Origin of the sequence: Collinsella sp. An268, from assembly GCF_002159765.1 — a bacterium.
Lineage (GTDB): Bacteria > Actinomycetota > Coriobacteriia > Coriobacteriales > Coriobacteriaceae > Coprousia.
Genome location: NZ_NFJH01000005.1, coordinates 1 through 21,839, shown reverse-complemented (window position 1 = coordinate 21,839; position 21,839 = coordinate 1). Strand labels below are relative to the sequence as shown.

Here is a 21,839-nt window from a genome sequence, read left to right as displayed (position 1 = left end):
ACGAAGTGGGGGATCGGCATGCCGTCAGATGAGTATCTTAGTCAGGTGAGCGTGGGCGGTGCGCGGGAGCTGAACGGGCGCGTCGTTCTCAGCGCGTACGATGCAAGCTGGCCAAAGCAGTTCCAGGGGGAGAGACGCCGGATCGCTTTGGCACTGGGTGGCCGCGCTCGATCCGTCGAGCACGTGGGTTCGACGTCCGTCCCGGGGCTCTGCGCCAAGCCGATCATCGACATCCTGCTTCTGGTGGATGACGCCGCCGACGAGCCGTCGTATGTACCCCAGCTTGAGCGGGCGGGATACGTTTTGAGGATACGGGAGCCGGACTGGTACGAACACCGCATGTTCAAGGGTGCGGACCCCGAGGTGAACCTGCACGTGTTCTCGGAGGGCTGCAGCGAAGCGGCGCGGATGGTCGCTTTTCGCGACTGGCTGAGGACGCATGCGGACGATCGGGAACTCTACGCTTCAACCAAACGCGCCCTTGCCAGCAGGCAGTGGAAATACGTGCAGCATTACGCCGACGCCAAATCAGAGGTCGTGGCCACGATCCTTCAGCACGCAGGCATCGGGTGAGGCGAGCAGTCGCCTTGGTATGCCGGGGCTGATGCAACAACCTGTTGCTTGCTGCGCGACGCGCGCCCATCCGATAATGTTCGCAGCGAACACCAGGAGCGAGGAGGATCCATGGCCATCAAAGACGTGCTGCCCCGGTTGCGCCGCGAGCGCGGGCTAACACAGGAAGAGCTGGCGAAGCGCCTGTTCATCACGCGTCAGGCGGTGGGACGCTGGGAGAGCGGTGCCACGACGCCGGGCATCGACATGACCAAACTCATCGCGCGCGAGCTCGACGTCCCCATCACCGAGCTCCTTGAGATGCCGGAGCACTACTGCCAGAGCTGCGGCATGATGTTCACCGCCCCCGACCAGCACGGTCATGAGGCGGATGGCACCGAGACCGAGGACTTCTGCCGATGGTGCTACGACGGGGGCTCCTATACCTACGAGACCACGATGGAAGACATGATCGAGGACTGCGCGCCCCGCATGGCGGAGGCCATGGGCTGGACGGTCGACGAGAGCGCGTCGCTGCTCGGTGCGGTGCTGCCCACGCTCAAGCGTTGGCGCGAGAGTGAGGCGTCGTAGCGGTACGGCCGTAGGCTCCCCGCTTCTTGAGGAAATCGCGTTTAAGCCCGCTTCTCAGTCCCCGAGGGGGCCTAAACGCGACTTCCTCTACGGGGTGGGGCAGCAGGGCGTCGGGCCGGCGCCGGCGGCAGGGTGCCAATTGTGGAGACCTCGGGAGAGGGGAGCGCTCCGCAAAAAAACGCGTATAGTAATCCCTCGCGTGCGGACATGGCTCAGTTGGTAGAGCACAACCTTGCCAAGGTTGGGGTCGCGGGTTCGAGCCCCGTTGTCCGCTCCATCATCAAGTCAGGGCCGGCGGCAACGCCGGCCCTTTTTGCGTTTTGCGTTCGGTATGTGCTGGGTATAGGCAGTCCATGGTACGCATACGAGGTCGCTCAGAGGTGATGCGGCGTGTCCAAAGCGCAAGACGGGAAAACAACGCGGATTGTTTCTCCCCTCGTCAAGGCAAAGGGTGCCGTGCAGATGGCGGCGGGGGCGGCGCACGCCGTGGCGGGTATTCCGCTTTGCGTACTGCCCGGACCGGGCGTGGCGGCTATCGCCGGAGGCGTCGCGCTGGCGAGTAGAGGACAGCGCACCTACAGCGGGCGCCCGGCGACCAAGATCGAGCAGAGGCTCGATGCCGTCGCAGCGCGTGTTGCGGCGGCGGTAAGGCGCGAGGCGGCCAAAACAGCGCGTTCGGCGGGAGAGGCGGTCCACCGCAGCGCTGCACGCGCTAGGGCAAAGGCAAGGGGAGAGGCGCCCGCATCCCGCTCGCCAAGGTGCTGACCGAGTGGTGCCAATCTCTGGCTCCCTATGCAGACAGCACCGTCTACCTGCGAAAGGCAACCCGCGGGCGCCTCGTGGTTGCCAAAAGATGGGCAAAAATGCGCACCGCCAGTTGGTGGTGCGCGGCGTTGTGACACCCTAAACTACATGGTGCCGGCAGACGATACGACCGGCCGGGCCCCTCCTGTGAGGATCCGCGCCCGGCTCCGACCGAAAGGCTCCGCCATGAGTTTCCGCGATAACTTACAGCACCTGCGCGCCGAGCGCCATATGACCCAGGAACAGTTAGCGATGCTCCTCGGGGTGTCCCGCCAGAGCGTCACAAAATGGGAGGCGGAAAAGAGCCAGCCAGAGATGGACAAGCTCCTCAAGATCTGCCAGATCTTCGAATGCTCGCTCGACGAGCTGGTAACGGGAGACCTCACCGGGCGCGCCGCGCCGGATGCCGCCGCCACCATCCCGGCGGGCCCGCCTACCGATGTCTGCGGCTACGACGAGCATCAGCGCATGATGGCGCTGAAAGTTCCTGCGGGTATCGCGGCCATTCTCGTGGGTATCGCCATAGGCCTCTTCTTTGAGGGGGCGCACGACCTCGCCCCGGTCGGCGCGCGCGACGGGCTCTTTGTGATCATCGTCCTCGCGGGCGTGCTGGTGGGCCTGGCGTTTCTCGTGCCCGCCGGCATGGAGCATGCGGCGTTTCAGAGGGCGCATCCGTACGTGGAGGACTTCTATACCGAGGACGACCGCGCCAAGGCACGCCGGGATTTCTCAACGGGCCTCATTGCCGGCATCGCGTTCATCTTCGCGGGTATCGGCTGCCTCATCATGTTGGAGCCGATGGCGGAGAATGCTGCCCTGTTCTTCCTGCTGTTCTTCATCGCTCTCGGCGTGTGGTGGATTGCGCGCTCGGGCATGCTGCTCGGACGCACCAACGTCGCCGCCTACAACAAGTCCGTTGCCGACGACCTCGAGGTGGAGGACATCGTGGCGGCGGAGGTCGACGAGAGCATGCGCTCGGCGCTGCTCGACCGGAAGCGCCGCAGCAGGAAGCTCGAGGCCGTCTGCGGGGCCATCATGATCGCTGCGACCATCATCGCCCTGGCGCTGCTGTTCGCTCCGGTCCTCACGGCGCCCGATATGGATAGCTGGACACCCGAGGGCACCTCTGCCATGTGGTTCTGGGTCGCCTGGCCCATCGGCGGCATGCTCTGCGGCATCGTCGCATTGCTGTGGGAGGCCTTCGGGCACAGCGAGCGCTAGCTGCACCGGGCAATCCATCGGTCCGTCTCTTCTGGTATGCTTCCGCCGACGGGGACCGGGGCGTTTGAGGGGGTTGGCATGGCCGATGCGCGCGTGCTCATCGTGGAGGACGATGCGGACATCAACGAGATCGTCGCGACGCATCTGGCGCGTTGCGGTATGAGCTGCGCGCAGGCGTTCTCGGGGAGCGAGGCTCGTCTGCTGATTGGTGCGGATCCCTTTGCCTTCGACGTCGTTGTCTCCGACCTTATGTTGCCTGGGCTTGCGGGTGAGGACCTGATCGCCCTTATTCGCAAGCGCGACGCGACGGTTCCGATTATCGTGATCTCGGCCCGCACGGCGGCGGCGGACCGCATCGACCTTCTGAAGCTCGGGGCGGACGACTACCTCACCAAGCCATTTGATCTGGATGAGCTTGCGGTGCGTATCGAGGTGCAGCTCAGGCACCGCGCCCGGGCCACCGCGGTCGATTTCGGCGCGGCGGATGCAGATGACGCGCGAGATGGAGCCGATGACGGCGAAGTCGGCGCCCCCGCACGCATCCTGCGCTTTCGCGACTGGGAGCTCGATCCAGATGCCCGCGCGTTTTGGGTGGCGGGCACGGCCGTCGAGCTCACCCGCATCGAATTCAACATACTCGAGGCGCTCATGACGCACCCCAAGCACGTGTTTGGCAAGGCGGAGCTCTTCGAGGCCGCGTGGGGCGAGCCGTACGCTGCGGATTACAACACGATCAACGTGCACGTCTCCAATATTCGCGCCAAGCTCAAGCCCACGGGAACCGACGGCTACCTCAAGACCGTGTGGGGCATGGGCTTCAAGCTTGCGGAGGCGTGAGGGCCACCCCGTCCGCCGGTCATCGAGCGCTTCATGATGCTCGGCCGGCGCATATCTTGAGGCTTTCTTTATCTTTGATTCAGCCTTTCTGAAAACCCGCTCCCCATACTCGTACGTGACGGGTAGGGTGCGGCGTGTCGCCGCAAGACGATAGGAGATACGGTGAACGTGATTGAATGCCGCGCGCTTACCAAGCGCTATGGTCGCTTTGTTGCGGTCGACGCGCTCGACATGCGGGTGCGCGCCGGCGATATCTACGGGTTTGTGGGTAAAAACGGCGCCGGCAAGTCGACCACCATGAAGATGATCGCCGGCCTTGCCACGCCGAGCGCGGGCACCCTTACGCTGTTTGGCGCAGGTCCGTATGCGGATGCAGCCGGACGCGGCGCCGTCGATGCCGCGTTAAGCGCGGGCAGCTTCTCGGATGCGCCCTCGCGCCTCGGTGCGCTCATCGAAGAGCCGGGCGTGCTCATGAACTTCTCGGCTGCCGAGAACCTTATGATGAAGGCGCTCGCCTTGGGCGTCATCCACCCCAAAGACCAAGTAGCCGAGCTTCTGGAGCTGGTGGGGCTGGGCGAGGCGGGCCCGCGCAAGGTCAAGAAGTTCTCGCAGGGCATGAAGCAGCGCCTCGGCTTGGCGTTGGCACTGGTGGGCTCCCCGGACGTGCTTTTGCTTGATGAGCCGTTTAACGGCATGGACCCCGAGACCACGCGCGATCTGCGCCGCGCGCTCGTCTCGCTCAACCGCGAGCGCGGCGTGACCATTCTCATCTCGAGCCACGTGCTCGATCAGCTCATGCGCGTGTGCACCCGTTTTGGCGTTATCGCCGGCGGGCGGATGGTGCGCGAGTTTACCGATGAGGAGCTGCATGCCGCGTGCGGCAGCTCTATCCGCGTGAGGACGACAGACCCCGCCCGCACGCTCGCCCTGTTGGAGGAGCGCCTTCCGCGGGCAACCTACCGCGTCGAGCCCGACCAGGCCATCGTCATCGGCGGCGGCGCGCGCGCCGCCGCGGCGTCGTTCGGCGGGTCCGCGGTCGATGCCTCTCATTCGGGCGCCCCTACGGTGGAGGACGTCTCGCGCGTGCTGCACGATGCCGATCAGGTCGTGCTGGAGCTCAGCGTGCTCGAGCGAGACATCGAGGACTACTTCGTCGAGCTTATGGACGCGGGCGCGCGCCCAGGGTACGGCGGCAGGTGACATGATGGACCTGGTGCTCAACATCGCCATCATCGGCGCGCTCGTGTATCTCCTCTCTTCTGGTAGAAAAGGCAGGTAGCCCTATGTTGAATCTTCTTCGTGCCGATTGGTACCGCATCACGCGGCCGCGGGGGCTTCGCGGGAGTCTCTGGCAGTACGGCATCGCGCTCATCGCGGTGTATGCGCTCATCATCGGTGTCATGATGTTCGCTAAAACGCAGGCGTATGCCACCCTCTCCGGCACAGACGCCGTCGAGATCCCTTCGGACTTCGGCTCGTACACCGCCTATCTCGGCAGCATGCAGGTTGGCTTCGTTCAGCTGTGCGTGAGCTTTCTGGTGGTGGAGCACGCGCTGCAGGAGTTCAAAAACGGGTTCGTAAAGAGCGTGCTCAGCGCGCGCAGGGGTCGGCTCTCGTATTTCCTCGAGAAGCTTCTCTTTGCAGGGGTGACATCCGCGGTCGTAACGCTCGGCTCCGTCGCCTTCATCACCTTGGGCGGCATGATCGCTGGCTTCAGCTACGCGCAGGCGGACTCCCCTCTGGTTGTCGCGGGGTGGCTGGCGGCGTTCTGGTTCAATACGTGGGCGATGGCGGCCATCTCGCTCGTTATCGTCTATGCGACGCGCGTGAGCCCGCTGAGCTACTTCGGGGCGTTCGTGATTTATGCGGGCGTGGTGCCGGCGGGGCTCAAGGCCATGGCACAGCTGTCTGGTGGTATGTTAAGCGTGCTCCAGCCGCTCCGCCCCTTGTTCGAAACGCTCGCCGCATGGATGCCCTCTTCGGCGCTCTCGCTGTTGGGGAGGGGCGGGGCGCTCTTCTCCCAGAGCGCGGCCGAGGTCTGGGGCTCCTCCTCGCAGGCGCTCGTAATCGCGCCGGGCGCCCAAGTGCTGCTTACGGGTATCATCTGGATGGCGGCTGCGGCCGTGGTCGTCCTCGCCATCGCGCGCCGCCGCGACATCTGATCGACAACGTTTCGCGTATTCGGAGCCGCTGATGGATTCCCCGCTTATCTTGCTCGTCCTGCTCGCGCTCGGTATTGGCCTGGGCGTGCTTCTCGCAGGCGCCGGCTACCTCATGGAGGTGCGCCATCTTGCGCGCCTGCTGCGCGAGCGCGACCCAGAGAGCAACGAGCGGATCGCTGCCGGCACCATGCCGGGCATGACCGAGCTCGCCGCCGCCATCAACGGCGAGCTCGACCGCGGCGCCGATGCCCATGTGCGCGATATGCGGCACCAGCAGGAGTTCCAGCGCGATCTCTCGGCGCTCTCCCACGATATCCGCACGCCGCTCATGGGGGCCAAGGGCTATCTGCAGCTCGCTGCGGACGAGACGGACCCCGAGAGGCGCGTCCACGAGCTGGATATGGCGGCCGCCCGCATCGATGCGACGACCGAGTTGTTGGACCAGCTCTTCGCCTACACCAAGTCCACCGACCCCGACCTGTCGCTTGAGCTTCAGCCCGTCGCGCTCAAAACCTTGGTGGAGGAGTCCCTGCTGGACCAGTATCCCGCCTTTGCCGAGCGGGGGTGGGAGCCGTCGCTTGATTTCGAAGACGAGGACGTGCGCGTCATGGCGGATCGCGAGGCGCTCGTGCGCATCTTGCAGAACCTGGTGGTCAACGCGCTTCGCCATGGGGCCGGGGCGCCGACGGTTGCCGAGCGGGCGAGCGAAGACGCGATCGAGCTGGTGGTGTCCAATCCCGTGGAGTGCGCCCAGGCGATCGACGCGGAGCGCCTCTTCGAGCGGTTCTATCAGGTTGACGCTACGCGCCGCGCGGCGGGCAGCGGCCTCGGCCTCGCGGTTGCCGCAAACCTGGCGCGGGCGATGGGCGCGGCAATCTCGGCGCGCGTCGACGGCAACGTGCTCGCCATCGTGCTCGCCTTTCCGCGGGGCGTTCCTTACAAAACGGTAAGACCGCGGTAAGGCAAATCGATGGCAGGGTAGGCGCAGATAGCCGAATATGGGCACGAGAGCCGTCGGCGCCCGTCTTGGGGCCGCGGCCACACGACCGCTTTCGTGTCAGAGGAGGCACATGCTCGTCAAGCTCGCCTGGGGCAACGCCTGCCGCGCCGCCCGCGATTTCTCGGTCTATTTCCTCACGCTCGTCTTCGCAGTCTGCCTGCTCTACTCGTTTCTCGCGTCGAGCGACTACCTGCTCGCACTCTCCCTCACCGATGCGCAGCGGGCATCGTTTGCCAAAGCGGGGGAGGTGCTCGTCGCCTTTGCCGTGCTCATCGATGTCATCTTCTGCTTCCTGCTGGGTTATGCGAACGCCTTCCTGCTGCGTCGCCGCAAGCGCGAGTTCGGCCTCTACCTCCTGCTCGGCCTGCGGCCTCGGCAGGTGGCGGGTGTGCTGCTCGCCGAATGCGCCCTGGCGAGCGTGGCCGCCCTTGCATGCGGCCTCGTGGCAGGCGTGGCGACCTCACCTGTGTTTGGGCTGATCGCGGCCTATGTGTTCGGGGCGCCGTGGCACCCCGAGGTCGTGCTCGCCCCTGCCGCCGCGCTGCAGACCGCCCTCACCTTCCTCATCATCTGCGTCATCGCTGCGGGGTTCTCGGTGGCAAGCATCTGCCGCCGGCCCCTCGTCGAGCTCATGGGTGCCGAGCGCGTGCCTGAGCGCAGGCGGCTCGCCGGCGCCGCGCCCCTCAGGGTGCAGCGGGTCGCGGCCGCGGTGCTGCTCGCCATCGTTTGGGGAACATGCCTGTTCAACCCGGGGTATTTCATCATCTTCGTGATTCCCATGGGCGTATGCGCGCTCATCGGCACGTATTTTCTCATGCGGGTCTTGGCGGTGCGTGCGCCCGAGCGGCTGCGCGCCCGCCCGGACCGCTATTGGTGCGGCCTTGCCCCCTTCACGGTCCGTCAGCTCGAGGCCCGTGCCGAAAGCGCCGCGCTTGCGATGGCGGCCGAGAGCGTGCTTCTGGCGGCGTCGATGTGCCTCATGGTGGTGGGCTTTGCGTTCAGCGCGGGGCTGCGCGGCCCGCAGGCGCCTGCGGGCGCCGCGGCGCTTGCCCCGGTCGCGTTTGCGTGCGTGTTCTACGGGGCGGCGTTTCTCGTGGCCGCGATAGCGGTGCTCGCCCTGCAGCAGCTCGCACAGATGCCCGGGCAGGTCCGCTCGTGCTCCACCCTGCATGTGCTGGGCGCGCCCGAGACCGCGGTGCGTGCGTCGCTGCGCACCCAGGTTGCCGTGCATTTTGCGACGCCTCTCGCGTTCGCGCTCCTCCACTGCCTGTTTGGCTTTGCGCTCATCGGCATGATCTCGATCATGATGGGGGCAGAGGGGTTTCCCCTCTTCGCCTTGGGCGTGGTCGCCGTCACCGTGATGCTTCTGGCGGGATATTACGCGCTGACGACGGCCGCCTGCGTGCGCCAGGCGGCGGCGCCCCGCGCGTGAGCCGCGCGTCATCATACGAGGCATCGGGGTCGCGCGGCCCGGCTGTGCGGGGGAGCCGCATGAGCGGGGCCGCACCGCGGTGGTGAAGGTTGTTGGAAGCGGGTGCCCCGCCACCGGACTTTTGCGACAATAGGGTTTTGCGGTTCGGCGCGCGCGAAGGGGAGGAGGCGGTCGTGCATGGGCGCTTGGGAGCTGCACCTTCTGTATGCCCTGCAGGGCTTGCACTGCCCCGTGCTCGACGCGGTGATGGTCGCCGCATCGATGCTCGGCTCGCATGCGCTGATCTGGCTGGCAATCTCCGTATGCCTGCTTGCCCGCCGGTCGACGCGCATGGCGGGCGTCGCTGTGCTGGCGGCGGTCGCGGCGGCGGAGCTCGCCGTCCCGCTCATCAAGGGTTGGGTAATGCGGCCGCGCCCGTACATGGTCGACCGGTCCGTCGCACTGATTGCGCCGGCGCCCGGCGGCTGGTCTTTTCCGTCCGGCCATGCCACTACGGCGTTTGCCTGCGCGGGTGCGCTTGCCGCATCGCGGGGCGCGCGCAGGGGGAGCGCACGGCTGGCTGTCGTCGCCTCGGCCTTCCTGGTGGCGTTTTCCCGCCTGTATCTGTTTGTCCATTGGCCGACGGACGTGCTTGCCGGCGCGGCCCTCGGCCTTATGCTGGGATGGCTGGCGGCGCGTGCGGTGGCATTCGTCATGGAAGGGGGAGGTCGGCATGGCGGAAAGAGCGCTACCGGAGGGGCTTGAGCTCAGGCAGACGCCGCGCGGCCTGGCCCTTGTCGGCGGCGGCATGGAGCTCGTGCCCGATTTTGAGGATATGCTGCCGCGCGTCCGCCCCGGTGCGCTGCAGCGCGAGTTGCTGGTGCGCGCCGCCCGATGCAAGGGCGCCCAAGACGCCCCGTTCCTTGCGGTGGACGCGACGGCGGGGTTGGGCGAGGACGCCTTCCTATTGGCGGCTGCCGGTTTTGAGGTGCTGCTGTTCGAGCGCGACCCGGTCATCGCCGCGCTGCTCTCCGATGCGCTCGGCCGCGCGCGCGATGCGCCCGCCATAGCGCCCGTCGCGTGCCGGATGCGCCTCGCCGGCTCCGATAGCGTTGAGGGCCTCGCTCGCCTGCCGCGGCGCCCCGATGTGGTCTACCTGGACCCCATGTTTCCCGAGCGGCGCAAAAGCGCCGCGGTCAAAAAGAAGTTCCAGCTCCTGCACCATCTGGAGCGCCCTTGCGAGGACGCCGCCACTCTTATGGAGGCCGCCTGCGCCGCGAGGCCCCGAAAGATCGTGGTGAAGCGCCCGGTGAAGGGGCCCTTTCTGGCCGAGGTCAAGCCGAGCTATCAAGTTGTCGGCAAGGCGGTGCGCTACGACGTGATCGTGCCGGCGCACCCGTGATACCTACCGAAGGAGAATCGTGAGAAAACCCCTCGTTACGCGTGTGAGTTCCCTCTGGATAGCGCTGCTGATCGCATCGGCTCTCGGGCTCGCGGGCTGTTCTGCCCTCGGGAGCGCACCTTCCCGCGCTACGGGCGCGTACGTGGCGGGCGTCTCTTCTGCGCCTGAGGTCACGGTCGATGAGGCGTCGTTCTCGCGCGACGAGATCGCCTATGCGGAGGAACACCCGGGCTACGAGTACTACAGCGACCTCGATGAGCTGGGACGCTGCGGCGAGGCGATGGCGTGCCTCGGACCCGAGACGTTGCCCGCGCGCGGCGAGGAGCGCGAGAGCATCAGCGATGTGCGTCCCACGGGATGGCATGCCATACGCTACGACTTTGTGGAGGGCGAGTCGCTCTACAACCGCAGCCATCTCATCGGCTGGGCGCTCTCGGCGGAAAACGCCAACGAGCGCAACCTCGTAACGGGAACGCGATGGATGAACGCCGACGCGATGCGCCCCTTTGAGGAGGATGTGGCCGATTACATCTATGAGACGGACCATCATGTGCTCTACCGTGCGACGCCGGTGTTCGAGGGGGGCGAGCTGGTGTGCCGCGGGGTCCGGATGGAGGCGTACTCGCTTGAGGACGGCGGGCGCGAGATCAACTTCTCCGCGTGGTGCCCCAATGTTCAGCCCGGGGTTTCCATCGACTATGCGACGGGTCAGGCATGGGTCGATGAGGACGCTGCGGCAACGGTCGCCGAGGATGCCGGCACCGCGTCCGGCGAGGACGGCACGGCTGTGCGTCCCCACGCGACGGGGGATGCGGGCGCGGTCTCGTCGACAGACCCAAACGCCGAGGGGACCTATGTGCTCAATACGCGCTCCCATAAGATCCATCTGCCCGCATGCGAGGGGGTGCAGGAGATGTCTCCGCACAACCGCGAGGAGTTTGCGGGCACCATCGCCGAGGCGGAGGCGCTCGGTTACACGCCCTGTATGAGCTGCCTCGGCTGATTGCCCCGCAAAAAAAGCGGCGGGGCGGTACCGTCCGGCACGGCACCGCGGCGGGCGCAGACGGGCGCGATTAGCTCCACGGGTGCGACGTGAGATGCCAACCGCCGCAGTACGAGCATTTGTAGCACGTGAGACCGCGGCGGCCGTGCTCGGCACAGGCCGCGATGGCGTCGCGCGCATCGCCTCTGGTGGCGTAGCGCATCTTGGAGGCGCAGGCCTTCTCGTACCGGGCGTGCTCGCGCTCTGCGGCGAGCTCCTCGCGCCGCTCCTCCTCACGGGCAAAGACGTCGTCGAAGCCGCCCAGCTCCGCGCGAAACTCCTCGCGGCGCTTCGCCCGAGCCGACGGTTTCCGGCTTGCCATGCGCTACCTCCCGCCCTGCGTTACCGACCGTTTGCAAAACTTATTCGTACAACTTAGACAAACGGTACATAATGGTGATGGCGACGGCGCGTCCCGGCGACGGCCGCCGCTCAGTACCATGCCAGAGTACGGGCCCCTCATCAGGGGCGGCGAGACAAGGAGCACAACATGAACACGTGGCTTGACCGTGCCGTCTTCTACGAGATCTATCCGCAGAGCTTCAACGACACCAACGACGACGGCATCGGCGACATCCCCGGTATCATCGAGAAGCTCGACTACATCAAGGAACTCGGCTGCAACGCGCTGTGGCTGAACCCCTGCTTTGTCTCGCCGTTCGGTGACGCCGGTTACGACGTGGCCGATTACTGCCAGGTCGCGCCGCGCTACGGCACCAACGACGACCTCGTCCGCCTTTTTGACGAGTGCCACAAGCGTGGTATGCACGTGCTGCTCGACCTCGTGCCCGGCCACACCTCCATCGAACATCCCTGGTTCAAGGAGTCCTGCCGCGCCGACGAGAACGAGTGCACGGGCCGCTACGTGTGGAACGACAACGTCTGGGCGCCGATGGATGTCAAGGGTATCAACGGCGTGCTGCGCGGCATTTCCGAGCGCAACGGTGCGGTGGGTGTCAACTTCTTCGCCTTCCAGCCGGCGCTCAACTACGGTTTTGCCGAGATCGACCAGCCGTGGCAGAGCGCGGTCGACAGCCCCGAGGCACTCGCCACGCGCCAGGCCATGAAGGACGTCATGGCGTTCTGGCTCGAGCGCGGCTGCGACGGTTTCCGTGTCGATATGGCCGGCTCGCTCGTCAAGAACGACCCCGGTCAGGAGGCGACGATCGCCCTGTGGCAGGATATGCGTGCCTATCTTGACGAGCACTATCCCGAGGCGGTTCTCATCTCTGAGTGGGGTGAGCCCGACAAGACCATCCGCGCCGGCTTCCACATGGACTTCCTGCTGCAGTTCGGTACGTCGCATTACATGGACCTGTTCCGGCGTCCGGAGCGCAGCACCGCCGAGCCGCGTCCGTTCTTCAGCCGCAAGGGCAAGGGCGACGCGAGTGAGTTTGTGGCCACCTACAAGCGCAACCTCGACCTCACGGACGGCAAGGGGCTCATGTGCATCCCCTCGGGCAACCACGACATGGAGCGTCTGCGCCGCTACCTCGATCCCGAGGAGATGAAGATGGCCTTCGCGTTTATCCTGTCGATGCCGGGCTGCCCCTTCATCTACTACGGCGACGAGATCGGTATGCGCCACCTCGACGTCAAGTCGGTCGAGGGCGGATACATGCGCACCGGTGCGCGCACGCCCATGCAGTGGGATGACGGCGTGAACCACGGGTTCTCCGGCGCTGCGGCTGACAAGCTCTACATCGCGCAGGATCCGGCTCCCGATGCGCCGACGGTGGCCGCCGAGATGGCAGACGAGCACTCGCTGTGGCGTGAGGTCCAGCGCCTCATCGCGATGCGCCAGGCGAACCCGGCTCTTGCCACGGAGGGGGCCATCGAGTTCGTGTATTGCGAGAAGGACGCGTATCCGCTCGTGTACCTGCGCAGCGAGCGGGGGAGCGACGGTGCGCCCAAGGCGGGCGGCCAGCGCGTGCTCGTGGCGCTCAACCCGGCAGACCGGCAGGTGACGTGCCCGTGCCCGTACGAGGCGGACGAGGTCCTCTACACCCTCGGCAAAGAGGCTGCCGTATGCGACGGGGTGCTGACGATGCCCGGGGCAAGCGCGGTCTTCATGACGGTGCGCTAGGCGGCAACCGGTCTTGAGGGGGCGGCGCCCCTATGCGCCGTATGCGTGGCGGCTCCCGGCGCGAGGGGTCCGGAAGAACTCCCCCGCACGAATGAGGAGCCGCCCGCCGGGCCTTACCGTCTCTGGGTCAAAGGCGGCGCCCGTCCGCACGGCGAGGATGAGTCGGTCGGTCGCCTCGGAGACGGGACGACGGAAGATGCCCATGCGCGGGCTCAGGGCGAGGCGGGGGAGCAGGTCGGCATGTTCGACGGTAAGTGAGCCGCACCAGACGAGCCCCCGTGCGCGGCAGGCCGCGCTGAGGCTGCTTGGGGTATCGCCGGCGCCCGGCGGATTCGCGGTGCCGCCTCCGGCGCCCGAACCGGCCGCGCCGGAGGCGGCGCAGAGGGCGTAGACCCGCGCGCCCGGCGCCGGCATATCGCCCAACTGTGCCAGAAGGGCGGGAAGCACCCCTGCGTCCGCCGCCGGCACCGCGGCGCGCGCATCGGACCCTCGGCGGGTGCGCGCCGCATATCCGATGACGACGGTGTCGAAGCCGGCCATGTCCGCATGCGATTCGGCAGGCGCGACCACATGCTGCCGCACCTCAGGGATGGAGGTATCGGCTCCGCCTTTGCCAGCGGCGGAGAGGCGGGCGTAGACGTTAAGCGCCTCGGCGAAATCCTCCAACAGGAAGGCGACGGCGTCCGCGAGGTCGTGTGCGCCCGCGGTGTCGACTCCGCGGGTGCACACGTACGCCCCCGCATCGACGCAGATGATATGGCGCGGCAGTCCCATGGGCGCCCTACTGCTCGTCGATGGGGTGGAAGACGGGCTCCCAGGCGTCAAACGTGCAGTATGCGGTGTAGCCGAGCGCAGCGAGGTGCCGTTTGGCGAGGGTGATGTAGGAACCGAGGTGGCCGGGCTCGTGCGAGTCGCTGCCGATGGTGATGATGCGACCTCCCAGGTCGCGGTAGAGCTTGAGGATCTCGGTCGAGGGCTGCAGGTCGGGGAGCTGGTAGCGGAAGCTCGACGTGTTGACCTCGATGCCCTTGCCGTCGGCGATAACGCGCGTCAGGATCTCGGCGATGACATCGCGGCTCCGCTCAAAGGGGTAGATGCCCTCGGGGTCATAGCGCTTGATGAGGTCGAGATGCCCCAGCACGCTGTAGCCCGAAAACCCTTCGACCACCTTGAGCATCTCTGCGTAGTAGGCGTCGTTGTACTCCTGCTGGGTGCGCCTGCGTTGAAAGTCCCCGGTCCAGAACTCGGCGTCGCCCACTTGGTGGATGGAGAGGATGGCGAAATCCATCTCCGTCCCCCAGCGATCGATAACCGCGCGGTTCTCGGCGATGGTGTGGCTCTGCACCCCCAGCTCGAGCCCGCGCTTCACGGCGAGGTCGGCGGCGTAGCGCTCGCGCGCCGCGGCGAGGGTGGGGAAGTAACGCGGGTAATCGACGTTCACGATGGCCTTGCCGTCCACGACGCGTGCGAGCGATGCGTGGTCGGCGTCGGGTTTCACGCCGTAGTCGACGTGGTCGGTGAAGCAGATTTCGTTCAGGTTGAGCCGGATCGCGTCGCGGCAGACGTCATCGACGGCGTACCAGGAGTCGTCGCTGAATTCCGAGTGGACATGGTAGTCGGCAAGCATGGGACCTCCTCGAACGTGATGGTGGCCCCATGGTAGTGGGCCGCCGCGCCGACGCGGGCGAAGCCGCTCAGGTTGGAACGAATGTATCAGGAGGATGGTATCTCGGAGCTGGCGGCGCGAGGACGGCGGCGCGACCGTTAGGCGAGGGCGATGTGCTCGACGTCCTTGCGCGAGCTGGCGCGATAGAGGGCGAAGCGCCGGCCGATGACCTGGACGACCTCGGCGCCGCAGCGCTCCGCGAGCTCATCGGCCGCCTCGCGTGCCGTCAGATTGGAGCTGTCGAGCACCGCGCACTTGATGAGCTCGTGGGCCTCGAGGCTGTCGTTCGCTTGGGCGACGATGCCGTCGTTGATGTCGGCCTTGCCGATCATAACGACGGGGTCGAGGTGGTGGACAAGGCTCCTGAGCTGGCGGACCTGGCGACCGGTGAGTGCCATGGGTTCTCACTTTCTGCGGCGCATGCGGCCGCTGGGGGTTCAAAGCGCTCACACGATACCGCAATGCGGTCCCTTGCGGCGCGCGCATCGCGCAACCCCGTGAAAAGAGCACGTGTTGCAAAAAAGGACGCCGTGGGCGCCATATACCGATATGTGCTGCAAGCGGGCACGGCACTCAGGTACGATAGCAAGCAAGAAGTCGACCGTGTCGAGGGCCCGATACCGTTTGGGGCGGAGAGGGCCGCTGCGACGGGAACGGGGATACCATGGATGAGCGCGACGAGCGAGACGAAGGCACCTTGAACGACCTGGAGTGCTTCCCGGGCGCATCGCCCACGGTGCCCGCCGCGCCGGATGCACCCCTCCCCTCCGGTGGGGTGCAGGGGGCGAAGGTCGCGTTTGGGGCGGAAGCGGCCCCCGATGCGGCGCCGGGCCAGGCGGCTGAGGTGGACTCCGCCGCCGATGCGCCCTCCCTCGCCGATGCGGCGGGGGCAGATCGCTCGGCGGCCCCTGGGGGCGATGCGGCGCCTGCCGGGCAGCCGGCGCGTGCTACAGGGGAGCCCGCTGCCTCGCCGGTGCATTCCGAGCCCGAGGTGAATCCGTGGAACGGCCCGGTCAGCCCTTCGTACGGCGAGACGTCTCCCGCCGCCGCGGCGCCTCGGCGCGGCGTGAACGGCGCGGTGGTGGCGGTCGTCGCGGTGGCCGTCGTGGCGCTCGCGGTGGTCTTTGCCCTCGTGGGACCGCGTCTTCTGGCCCCCGCCGAAGACGACCCCGCAGACGAGGTGCTGGTGGAGAACATCGACCCCCTCGATCACGATGTGCCCGACCCCGACCTTCCCGAGGGTCTTTCCGAAGAGGACATCGAGGACCTTCTCACCGGTGGGTCGGTTGACCCGGCCACCCTTGACGGTGCGGAGCGGGCGGTCTTTGACACCGCTGACGCCCGCCTCGCCGCGCTCGCGGGGGCCGACTCCGTCGAGATGGACCTCATCGGATCTCTGGTCTCCGAGGGCTTCGCCCATCAGATGGAGGTCTTCACCCTTGCCGACTGCGGGGTGGACGCGACGGAGTACGCGCGCGTTATGGTCGAGGGCCTGACCTATACCATCGATAGCGTCTACGTTGGGCAGGCGGGGGATTCCGCCCTGGTGCGCGCTACGGTCACCTGTCGCGATATCTACGCGGTCATCGACGAGTTCAACGCCATGATGGATGCCTATACCTCCTCCGACGAGTTCCAGCTTGCGACCATGGAGGAGGATGCCGAGCGCGTGGGCATCATGCTGATGGAGGCTGCGCGCCGCGCCCCTCTCAACGACGGCTACGCGATGGATATCGTGCTGCGCGCCGAGGGTGACGGCTGGGTCGTCGACGAGAACGCCTGGACGTCTGAGCTCGATTACCTGTTTGACGTAGAGTAAGCGCTGCATCGCAGGGCGAGGGGCCCTGCGGTTTGGGATGCATGCCGCGCCGCACAAGATGTTGTGGCGCGGCATGCGGCTTTCGCGCGCCCGCGCGGTGGTCGCTCGTGCCGAATTCGGCGAACGGCGGCGCGCCGGCAGCGGTTCGCCCGTATGTGGGCAGGTCAAGGAAAGTTACCTAAGAAAAGCTATATATGGTGAGTCCATTCACCTAAAACACTAGATGTTGGTGACGGGATTCCAAGCCCGCTTGTTACACTCAAAGTCGGCTGGCCGCTCTGCCGTCTGCGGGCGCACCTTTTCTGTCCGCACGAGCCGCCATACTGATTGCACCGACCGAGGTGTCCCGCGACACCGCGAAGAGAGCGAGGGACTATGGCCACTACCGTTGACGAGCTGATCACCAGGCGCTTCACCGCCGCGCTCGACGAACCCGCGTATGCGGGAAAGACCGTGTACGACCTGTTTGAATGGTCGGAGCGCGCCGTGCACCTCACGGATTACAAGACGGGCAAGACGCTCTGTGATATGGAGGGCCTCGAGTTCCCCGCGGGTTACTCCCAGAATGCGGTCGACATCATCGCCTCGAAGTATTTCCGGCGCGCGGGCGTGCCGGAAACGGGAAGCGAGGTGTCGCTCAGGCAGGTTGCGCACCGCATGGTCGACTTCTGGGTCGCGGCGCTCGTGGACGAGGGGCTCGTCGAGGAGGGTCGCCAAGCGCAGGTTCTCTATGACGAGCTCGTCTATATGATCCTCGACCAGCGCTTCGCCCCCAATTCTCCCCAGTGGTTCAACACCGGGCTCAAGCGGGCGTACGGCATCGCCGGCGAGCCGCAGGGGATGTACTACGTCGAGCCCACCACCGGCGAGGTGGTAGAGTCGATCGACCAGTACACGCGCACGCAGGCGAGTGCCTGCTTCATCGTGTCGGTGGAGGACAAGCTTCTGGGCGAGCATTCCATCTCCGATGAGTTTGTGACCGAGACCAAGCTCTTCAAAGGCGGATCGGGCACGGGTTCTAACTTCAGCGCCCTGCGCGCCGAGGGCGAGAAGCTCTCCGGGGGCGGGGTCTCGAGCGGTGTCATGAGCTTCCTGCGCGGGCTCGACCGCAATGCCGACGCCATCAAGAGCGGCGGCACCACGCGCCGCGCCGCTAAGATGGTCTGCCTCGACATCAACCATCCCGATATCGAGCAGTTCATCACGTGGAAGGCGCGCGAGGAGGATAAGGCGCTCGCCCTCATGAAGATGGGGTACGACGGCGACATCAACGGCGAGGCGTACGCGACGGTATCGGGCCAGAACTCCAACAACAGCCTGCGCATCGATAACGAGTTCATGACCAAGGTCGCCCATCTCGACGAGGAGCCCGAGGCGACCTACACGCTGCGCGGCCGTGTGGACCGCGCGCTCGACCGCGAGGTCTCGGTCTCCCATATCTGGGATGTCTTCAACGAGAGCGCGTGGCGCTGCGCCGACCCCGCCCCGCAGTTTTCCGACACCTTCAACGAGTGGCATACCTGTCCGGGTGGCGAGGACGGCGTCGTGGGCGCGAGCTATAACCGTCTGAACTCAACGAATCCCTGCGGCGAGTACGCCTTCCTCGACGACTCAAGCTGCAACCTCGCCTCCATCAACGTCTATCGGTTCTACGACCCGGCGACGGATCGCTTCGACGTCGAGGGGTACGAGCATGCCATCGATTTGATTCAGCTCGCGCTGGAGGCATCCATCGCATGGGGCCAGTTCCCCACCAAGGATATCGCGCGCAAGACCTACCGCTTCCGCGCCACGGGCCTTGGCATCTCCAACCTCGCGAGCCTGCTGATGGCGAAGGGCATGCCGTACGACTCGCCCGAGGCGCGCGCCCTCGCCTCGGCGCTCGTGGGCACGCTCACCGGCCGCAGCTACGCCGCTTCCGCCATCATGGCGCGCAAGGTCGGTCCCTTCGATTGCTTCGGTATCAACAAGCGCCATATGATGCGCGTTATCCGCAACCATGCGCGGGTCGCCGGTGCGCGCAACGACCCGTTTGAGGACCTTACCATCGAGCCGCCCATCGTCGACTTCGATCTTTTGGTGGCGGCCGGTGAGGGTGCGCTCGCCCAAGCGCTCATTGAGAGCTGGACGTTTGCCGAGGAGCTCGGCGAGCGCTACGGCTACCGCAACGCCCAGGTGAGCGTCATGGCTCCTACCGGCACCATCTCGTTCGCCATGGATTGCGGCGCCACCTCCATCGAGCCGTTCTTCAGCCATATGATCTACAAGAAGCTCTCGGGCGGAGGGTTCATGACGCTCGCCAACCCCGTCATCGGCGATGCGCTGCGGCATCTGGGCTATACCGAGGACGAGGTGGAAGACATCCTCGCCTACGTGCAGGCGACCGATGATGCGGGCATGATCGTCGACGGCAAGATCGAGGGCGCGCCGCACCTGAAAGACGAGCACCTGGCCATCTTCGATACGGCCAACACGTGCGGTACAGGTGAGCGCTACATCGACCCCAGAGGCCACGTGCTCATGGTCGCGGCGCTGACCCCGCTTGTATCCGGCGCCATTTCGAAGACGGTCAACCTGCCCAACGCGGCGACGGTGGATGACTTCAAGGATGTCGTCATGCTCGCTTGGCAGACGGGTTGCAAGGGCATCACCCTCTACCGCGACGGCTCCAAAAACGCGCAGCCGCTCAACACCTCGCTTGCCGACGGCGCGGATGAGGGCGATTTGGGCGACCTCTCGTACGCCGAGCTTCTGGAATATGCGCGCGATGCGCAGGTGAGGCTCGCCCAGCCGGGTCGCACCGCGGAGCGCAGGCGGATCATCGGCATCCGCAACGGCCACACGCATCTGGCGCAGATCGACGGGGTGAAGATCTACACCACGGTCAACCGCAACGAGGAGGGCGAGATCGCCGAGCTCTTTGTGACGACCGACCGCGAGGGCACCACGATCATGGGCCTGCTCAACTCGCTCTCAAAGACCATCTCGGTCATGCTGCAGTACGGGATCCCCGCCGAGCGCATCTCCAAGATGCTGCGCGGCCAGATGTACGAGCCCTACGGCTTCGTGCAGAGCCATCCCAACATCAAATATGTCACGTCCATCTCCGACCTCATCTCCAAGGTCATCGATATCGAGCTGGGCGACTACTCGCGCGTGCAGGTGAAGCCCGAGGGATGGGGCGCCCCCGCCTCGGCATCTCCGGTGCCCGCGCCGGTCGAGCCCGCCTTTGACGAGGAGCCGGTGGCAACCGAGGAGGAGCTCGTCCGCCTCACGGCGGCCAAGGAGCAGGAGCTCGAGGAGGAGACGGGTGCCGTCGATACGGGGGATTTCTTTACGGCAGCGTTTGTGAGCGAGGCGGTGCACGACACGGCCATCCATGGCGAGCGGCTGTACGACGGCAGTGTCTGCCCTACCTGCGGGAGCTCGCGCATGGTGCAAAACGGCACGTGCAAGGTGTGCATGGACTGCGGTACCACCACGGGCTGCAGCTGAGGGGAGGTCTAGCTGGCGAGATCCAGGGTGTAGGTACGGCCGCCCTCCTCGGTGAACTCGAGCACCGAGCCCGAGAGCGATACGGCCGTGACCGTCCCCTCGCCCTCTCGCAGGCCATAGGGGGTCGACCCGTCGCCCGGCAGGTAGCTCTGGATATAGAAGCGCCCGTCGCGGTTGGAGACGACGTAGAGGTAGTGGTTGTAGACGGCCATGCCGACGGGCGTCCCGGTCACGGTGAAGCGGGGATTGGGCGCGGCGTCCGAGCCGATGTTCTGGCGTGACAGCGTGTAGGTGCCGTCCCCCGCATCGACAAGGGAGTACGTGAAGCCTCCCACATCGAGGGTGCCCGTTGCGTCGACGGCCCGTGCGGTGTCCTCGGCAGGCGCCTCCGTGCCGGTGCCGGCATCGGTGGCGGTTACCGTCTCGCCGGTGCCGTCGTCCATAAAGACGGCGAGGGCCGCGCTGCCGATCCACCAAACGAGCAGGCAGGCGAGCGCGATGCCGATGACGGCGCCGATGATGGCGGGGGCGTGGCTGCGCCGTGTGCGCGCCCCCAGCTGGGCGGCGCGCTCGCGGCTGACGCCGGCGGCCGCCTGCCGGTAGCGGGTGCGCTCGCTATCGGCCGCAGCGCGCGCGGCGCGGTGCGCGGCGGTCGTCGCGTTGAGCGGTCGCCTGATCCCGTTCGAGGCGGCGGGACGGACGGTGTGCCCGGCCTCGGCGGCGGATGTCGTCGACGGGGCGGCGTGCGAGCGCGCACCGCGGCGGCCGGGGGCAGTTCGGGCGTGCCGGGGCGCCTCGTTTTGGGGCATGCGTGCGGTCATGAGCGGTTCCCTTCGGTCTCCCAGGCGATGAATGCCCAGCGGACGATGCGTTTATGGTCAAGGGTGTAGCGTCCCTGCGGACGGCCCTTCTCGCCGGGCTCCCCGGCGTGGGGGTTTTCCACCATATGGGCGGAAAGGTAGGCGGCGAGCTCGTCGATGCGCCCCTCGTTTCCACCCTCGAGCATGCGGGCAAAGTCGGCGATGCCGTCCTCGAGGCTGTCAAAGGTGTCGCGTCTGGGCGAGGCGATGTAGCGCACCTCGGGGTAGCGCCCGAGCCCCACCAGAATGTTGAAGGCGTAGATATAGTCGCGGCTCTCCGTTACCGAGGCGCCGATGGCCGCCATGACGGTGGTGTCGACACGGGGGCTCGCGCCGGTCGCGAGGGTGATGCAGCAGCGTCGCCGCGCCGTGCGATCGAGCTTGACGAGCGCCGCCTCGAGGTCGGCGGTGGCGATGGAGCGGCTCGCAAAGGCGACATCGACCGAGCGCGGCGCGATGCCCGCCCGCTCCCAGTCCTCGTCCCATGCGAGCAGGTGGGGCTCCACCAGATGCTCGACCTGATAGTAGGAGCAGCCCTCGGCGAGCGCGTCGAGCATGGCGCTCGAGAAGTCGCAGGCGACCACAGGGTGCCCACTGCGGGCGAGGGGGATGGCGAGGGTGCCGCCCCCGCAGCCCATATCCAGCACCCGCTCACCGGGTTCGAGGGCGGCGAGCTCGATAAAGGCGCGCGCATACGGGTGCGTCTCGCGCGGTCGAAAGTGCTTGGCGCGCTGGTCCCAGAAGCGGGGGTCGTCGGGGTTGCGGCGCGCTTTCTGCAGCGCCTTCCATTCCTCGTTCCAGTCGGTGGTGATGAGCGTAGGGGTGGCGGGGACGCTGGGAGCGGCCCCGCTGGGCTCTTGCCGGTTATCCGAGGGGGCTGTCTGCCGGGGG

The 21,839-nt window shown here is 66.5% G+C and carries 20 protein-coding genes and 1 tRNA gene; 15 read left to right on the top strand and 6 right to left on the bottom strand.

Annotated features, from left to right (window positions below):
* Positions 1-18 precede the first annotated feature (18 nt).
* The 12 genes from B5F70_RS05245 to B5F70_RS05190 all read left to right on the top strand — a co-directional run bounded on the left by B5F70_RS05245 (position 19) and on the right by B5F70_RS05190 (position 10,983).
* Positions 19-573, top strand: a complete 555-nt coding sequence (locus B5F70_RS05245) for a GrpB family protein (protein WP_087204521.1) — start codon at positions 19-21, stop codon at positions 571-573.
* Between the two features lie 111 nt (positions 574-684).
* Complete coding sequence (locus tag B5F70_RS05240) at positions 685-1,143, top strand: zinc ribbon domain-containing protein (protein ID WP_087204520.1); 459 nt, start codon at positions 685-687, stop codon at positions 1,141-1,143.
* Positions 1,144-1,344: 201 nt separating this feature from the next.
* A tRNA-Gly gene (locus B5F70_RS05235) sits at positions 1,345-1,420 on the top strand.
* A gap of 713 nt (positions 1,421-2,133) precedes the next feature.
* The gene (locus B5F70_RS05230) at positions 2,134-3,168 is read left to right on the top strand and encodes a helix-turn-helix transcriptional regulator (RefSeq protein ID WP_087204519.1); all 1,035 of its coding nucleotides are present in this window, start codon (positions 2,134-2,136) and stop codon (positions 3,166-3,168) included.
* Positions 3,169-3,246: 78 nt separating this feature from the next.
* Positions 3,247-4,005, top strand: a complete 759-nt coding sequence (locus B5F70_RS05225) for a response regulator transcription factor (RefSeq protein WP_087204518.1) — start codon at positions 3,247-3,249, stop codon at positions 4,003-4,005.
* Positions 4,006-4,167: 162 nt separating this feature from the next.
* The gene (locus tag B5F70_RS05220) at positions 4,168-5,205 is read left to right on the top strand and encodes an ATP-binding cassette domain-containing protein (RefSeq protein ID WP_087204517.1); all 1,038 of its coding nucleotides are present in this window, start codon (positions 4,168-4,170) and stop codon (positions 5,203-5,205) included.
* Positions 5,206-5,288: 83 nt separating this feature from the next.
* A complete protein-coding gene (locus tag B5F70_RS05215) occupies positions 5,289-6,167 on the top strand; it encodes a hypothetical protein (RefSeq protein WP_087204516.1) in 879 nt (292 codons plus the stop codon).
* Between the two features lie 31 nt (positions 6,168-6,198).
* Entirely contained in the window at positions 6,199-7,128 is a 930-nt protein-coding gene (locus B5F70_RS05210) for a HAMP domain-containing sensor histidine kinase (protein WP_087204515.1), read from the top strand.
* 109 nt (positions 7,129-7,237) lie between these two features.
* Positions 7,238-8,599, top strand: a complete 1,362-nt coding sequence (locus B5F70_RS05205; RefSeq protein WP_158094938.1) for an ABC transporter permease — start codon at positions 7,238-7,240, stop codon at positions 8,597-8,599.
* Between the two features lie 177 nt (positions 8,600-8,776).
* Positions 8,777-9,343 carry a phosphatase PAP2 family protein gene (locus B5F70_RS05200; RefSeq protein WP_087204513.1) on the top strand — a complete coding sequence of 189 codons (567 nt, stop codon included), beginning with the start codon at positions 8,777-8,779 and terminating at the stop codon, positions 9,341-9,343.
* Positions 9,312-9,980 (top strand): class I SAM-dependent methyltransferase, encoded by a 669-nt coding sequence (locus B5F70_RS05195; RefSeq protein ID WP_087204512.1) that lies wholly within the window; start codon positions 9,312-9,314, stop codon positions 9,978-9,980. The genes B5F70_RS05200 and B5F70_RS05195 overlap by 32 nt, the downstream gene beginning before the upstream one ends.
* A 19-nt stretch (positions 9,981-9,999) precedes the next feature.
* Complete coding sequence (locus B5F70_RS05190; protein WP_241145907.1) at positions 10,000-10,983, top strand: DNA/RNA non-specific endonuclease; 984 nt, start codon at positions 10,000-10,002, stop codon at positions 10,981-10,983.
* 70 nt (positions 10,984-11,053) lie between these two features.
* Here the strand turns inward: B5F70_RS05190 and B5F70_RS05185 are convergent, their stop codons facing one another.
* Positions 11,054-11,344 carry a hypothetical protein gene (locus B5F70_RS05185; protein WP_087204510.1) on the bottom strand — a complete coding sequence of 97 codons (291 nt, stop codon included), beginning with the start codon at positions 11,342-11,344 and terminating at the stop codon, positions 11,054-11,056.
* A 168-nt stretch (positions 11,345-11,512) separates the two neighbouring features.
* Between B5F70_RS05185 and B5F70_RS05180 the strand changes: the two genes are divergently transcribed.
* Positions 11,513-13,108: an alpha-amylase family glycosyl hydrolase gene (locus B5F70_RS05180; RefSeq protein WP_087204509.1), complete on the top strand. Its 1,596-nt coding sequence runs from the start codon at positions 11,513-11,515 to the stop codon at positions 13,106-13,108.
* 30 nt (positions 13,109-13,138) lie between these two features.
* On the opposite strand, the gene B5F70_RS05175 is transcribed toward B5F70_RS05180, so the two are convergent.
* The 3 genes from B5F70_RS05175 to yhbY all read right to left on the bottom strand — a co-directional run bounded on the left by B5F70_RS05175 (position 13,139) and on the right by yhbY (position 15,172).
* Entirely contained in the window at positions 13,139-13,882 is a 744-nt protein-coding gene (locus B5F70_RS05175) for a hypothetical protein (protein ID WP_087204508.1), read from the bottom strand.
* Positions 13,883-13,889: 7 nt separating this feature from the next.
* The gene (locus tag B5F70_RS05170) at positions 13,890-14,735 is read right to left on the bottom strand and encodes a histidinol-phosphatase HisJ family protein (protein WP_087204507.1); all 846 of its coding nucleotides are present in this window, start codon (positions 14,733-14,735) and stop codon (positions 13,890-13,892) included.
* Between the two features lie 137 nt (positions 14,736-14,872).
* Positions 14,873-15,172 (bottom strand): ribosome assembly RNA-binding protein YhbY, encoded by a 300-nt coding sequence (yhbY, locus tag B5F70_RS05165; RefSeq protein ID WP_087204506.1) that lies wholly within the window; start codon positions 15,170-15,172, stop codon positions 14,873-14,875.
* Between the two features lie 266 nt (positions 15,173-15,438).
* Between yhbY and B5F70_RS05160 the strand changes: the two genes are divergently transcribed.
* Both B5F70_RS05160 and B5F70_RS05155 read left to right on the top strand, forming a co-directional pair.
* On the top strand, positions 15,439-16,593 hold the full coding sequence (locus B5F70_RS05160; RefSeq protein WP_087204505.1) for a hypothetical protein: 1,155 nt from the start codon (positions 15,439-15,441) through the stop codon (positions 16,591-16,593).
* A 375-nt stretch (positions 16,594-16,968) separates the two neighbouring features.
* On the top strand, positions 16,969-20,088 hold the full coding sequence (locus B5F70_RS05155; protein WP_087204504.1) for a vitamin B12-dependent ribonucleotide reductase: 3,120 nt from the start codon (positions 16,969-16,971) through the stop codon (positions 20,086-20,088).
* Positions 20,089-20,096: 8 nt separating this feature from the next.
* Here the strand turns inward: B5F70_RS05155 and B5F70_RS05150 are convergent, their stop codons facing one another.
* Both B5F70_RS05150 and B5F70_RS05145 read right to left on the bottom strand, forming a co-directional pair.
* Positions 20,097-20,909, bottom strand: a complete 813-nt coding sequence (locus B5F70_RS05150) for a hypothetical protein (RefSeq protein WP_087204503.1) — start codon at positions 20,907-20,909, stop codon at positions 20,097-20,099.
* Positions 20,906-21,839 (bottom strand): class I SAM-dependent methyltransferase (locus tag B5F70_RS05145; protein WP_343283723.1); only part of this gene is annotated, 934 nt, incomplete at its 5' end. The genes B5F70_RS05145 and B5F70_RS05150, both read right to left, overlap by 4 nt.

Excerpts from the sequence above, each read along its gene's own strand:
- B5F70_RS05245 (WP_087204521.1), top strand. The coding sequence starts at position 19 with ATGCCGTCAGATGAGTATCTTAGTCAGGTGAGCGTGGGCGGTGCGCGG.
- B5F70_RS05240 (WP_087204520.1), top strand. The coding sequence starts at position 685 with ATGGCCATCAAAGACGTGCTGCCCCGGTTGCGCCGCGAGCGCGGGCTA.
- B5F70_RS05230 (WP_087204519.1), top strand. The coding sequence starts at position 2,134 with ATGAGTTTCCGCGATAACTTACAGCACCTGCGCGCCGAGCGCCATATG.
- B5F70_RS05225 (WP_087204518.1), top strand. The coding sequence starts at position 3,247 with ATGGCCGATGCGCGCGTGCTCATCGTGGAGGACGATGCGGACATCAAC.
- B5F70_RS05215 (WP_087204516.1), top strand. The coding sequence starts at position 5,289 with ATGTTGAATCTTCTTCGTGCCGATTGGTACCGCATCACGCGGCCGCGG.
- B5F70_RS05210 (WP_087204515.1), top strand. The coding sequence starts at position 6,199 with ATGGATTCCCCGCTTATCTTGCTCGTCCTGCTCGCGCTCGGTATTGGC.
- B5F70_RS05205 (WP_158094938.1), top strand. The coding sequence starts at position 7,238 with ATGCTCGTCAAGCTCGCCTGGGGCAACGCCTGCCGCGCCGCCCGCGAT.
- B5F70_RS05200 (WP_087204513.1), top strand. The coding sequence starts at position 8,777 with ATGGGCGCTTGGGAGCTGCACCTTCTGTATGCCCTGCAGGGCTTGCAC.
- B5F70_RS05195 (WP_087204512.1), top strand. The coding sequence starts at position 9,312 with ATGGCGGAAAGAGCGCTACCGGAGGGGCTTGAGCTCAGGCAGACGCCG.
- B5F70_RS05185 (WP_087204510.1), bottom strand. The coding sequence starts at position 11,344 with ATGGCAAGCCGGAAACCGTCGGCTCGGGCGAAGCGCCGCGAGGAGTTT.
- B5F70_RS05180 (WP_087204509.1), top strand. The coding sequence starts at position 11,513 with ATGAACACGTGGCTTGACCGTGCCGTCTTCTACGAGATCTATCCGCAG.
- B5F70_RS05175 (WP_087204508.1), bottom strand. The coding sequence starts at position 13,882 with ATGGGACTGCCGCGCCATATCATCTGCGTCGATGCGGGGGCGTACGTG.
- B5F70_RS05170 (WP_087204507.1), bottom strand. The coding sequence starts at position 14,735 with ATGCTTGCCGACTACCATGTCCACTCGGAATTCAGCGACGACTCCTGG.
- yhbY (WP_087204506.1), bottom strand. The coding sequence starts at position 15,172 with ATGGCACTCACCGGTCGCCAGGTCCGCCAGCTCAGGAGCCTTGTCCAC.
- B5F70_RS05160 (WP_087204505.1), top strand. The coding sequence starts at position 15,439 with ATGGATGAGCGCGACGAGCGAGACGAAGGCACCTTGAACGACCTGGAG.
- B5F70_RS05155 (WP_087204504.1), top strand. The coding sequence starts at position 16,969 with ATGGCCACTACCGTTGACGAGCTGATCACCAGGCGCTTCACCGCCGCG.
- B5F70_RS05150 (WP_087204503.1), bottom strand. The coding sequence starts at position 20,909 with ATGACCGCACGCATGCCCCAAAACGAGGCGCCCCGGCACGCCCGAACT.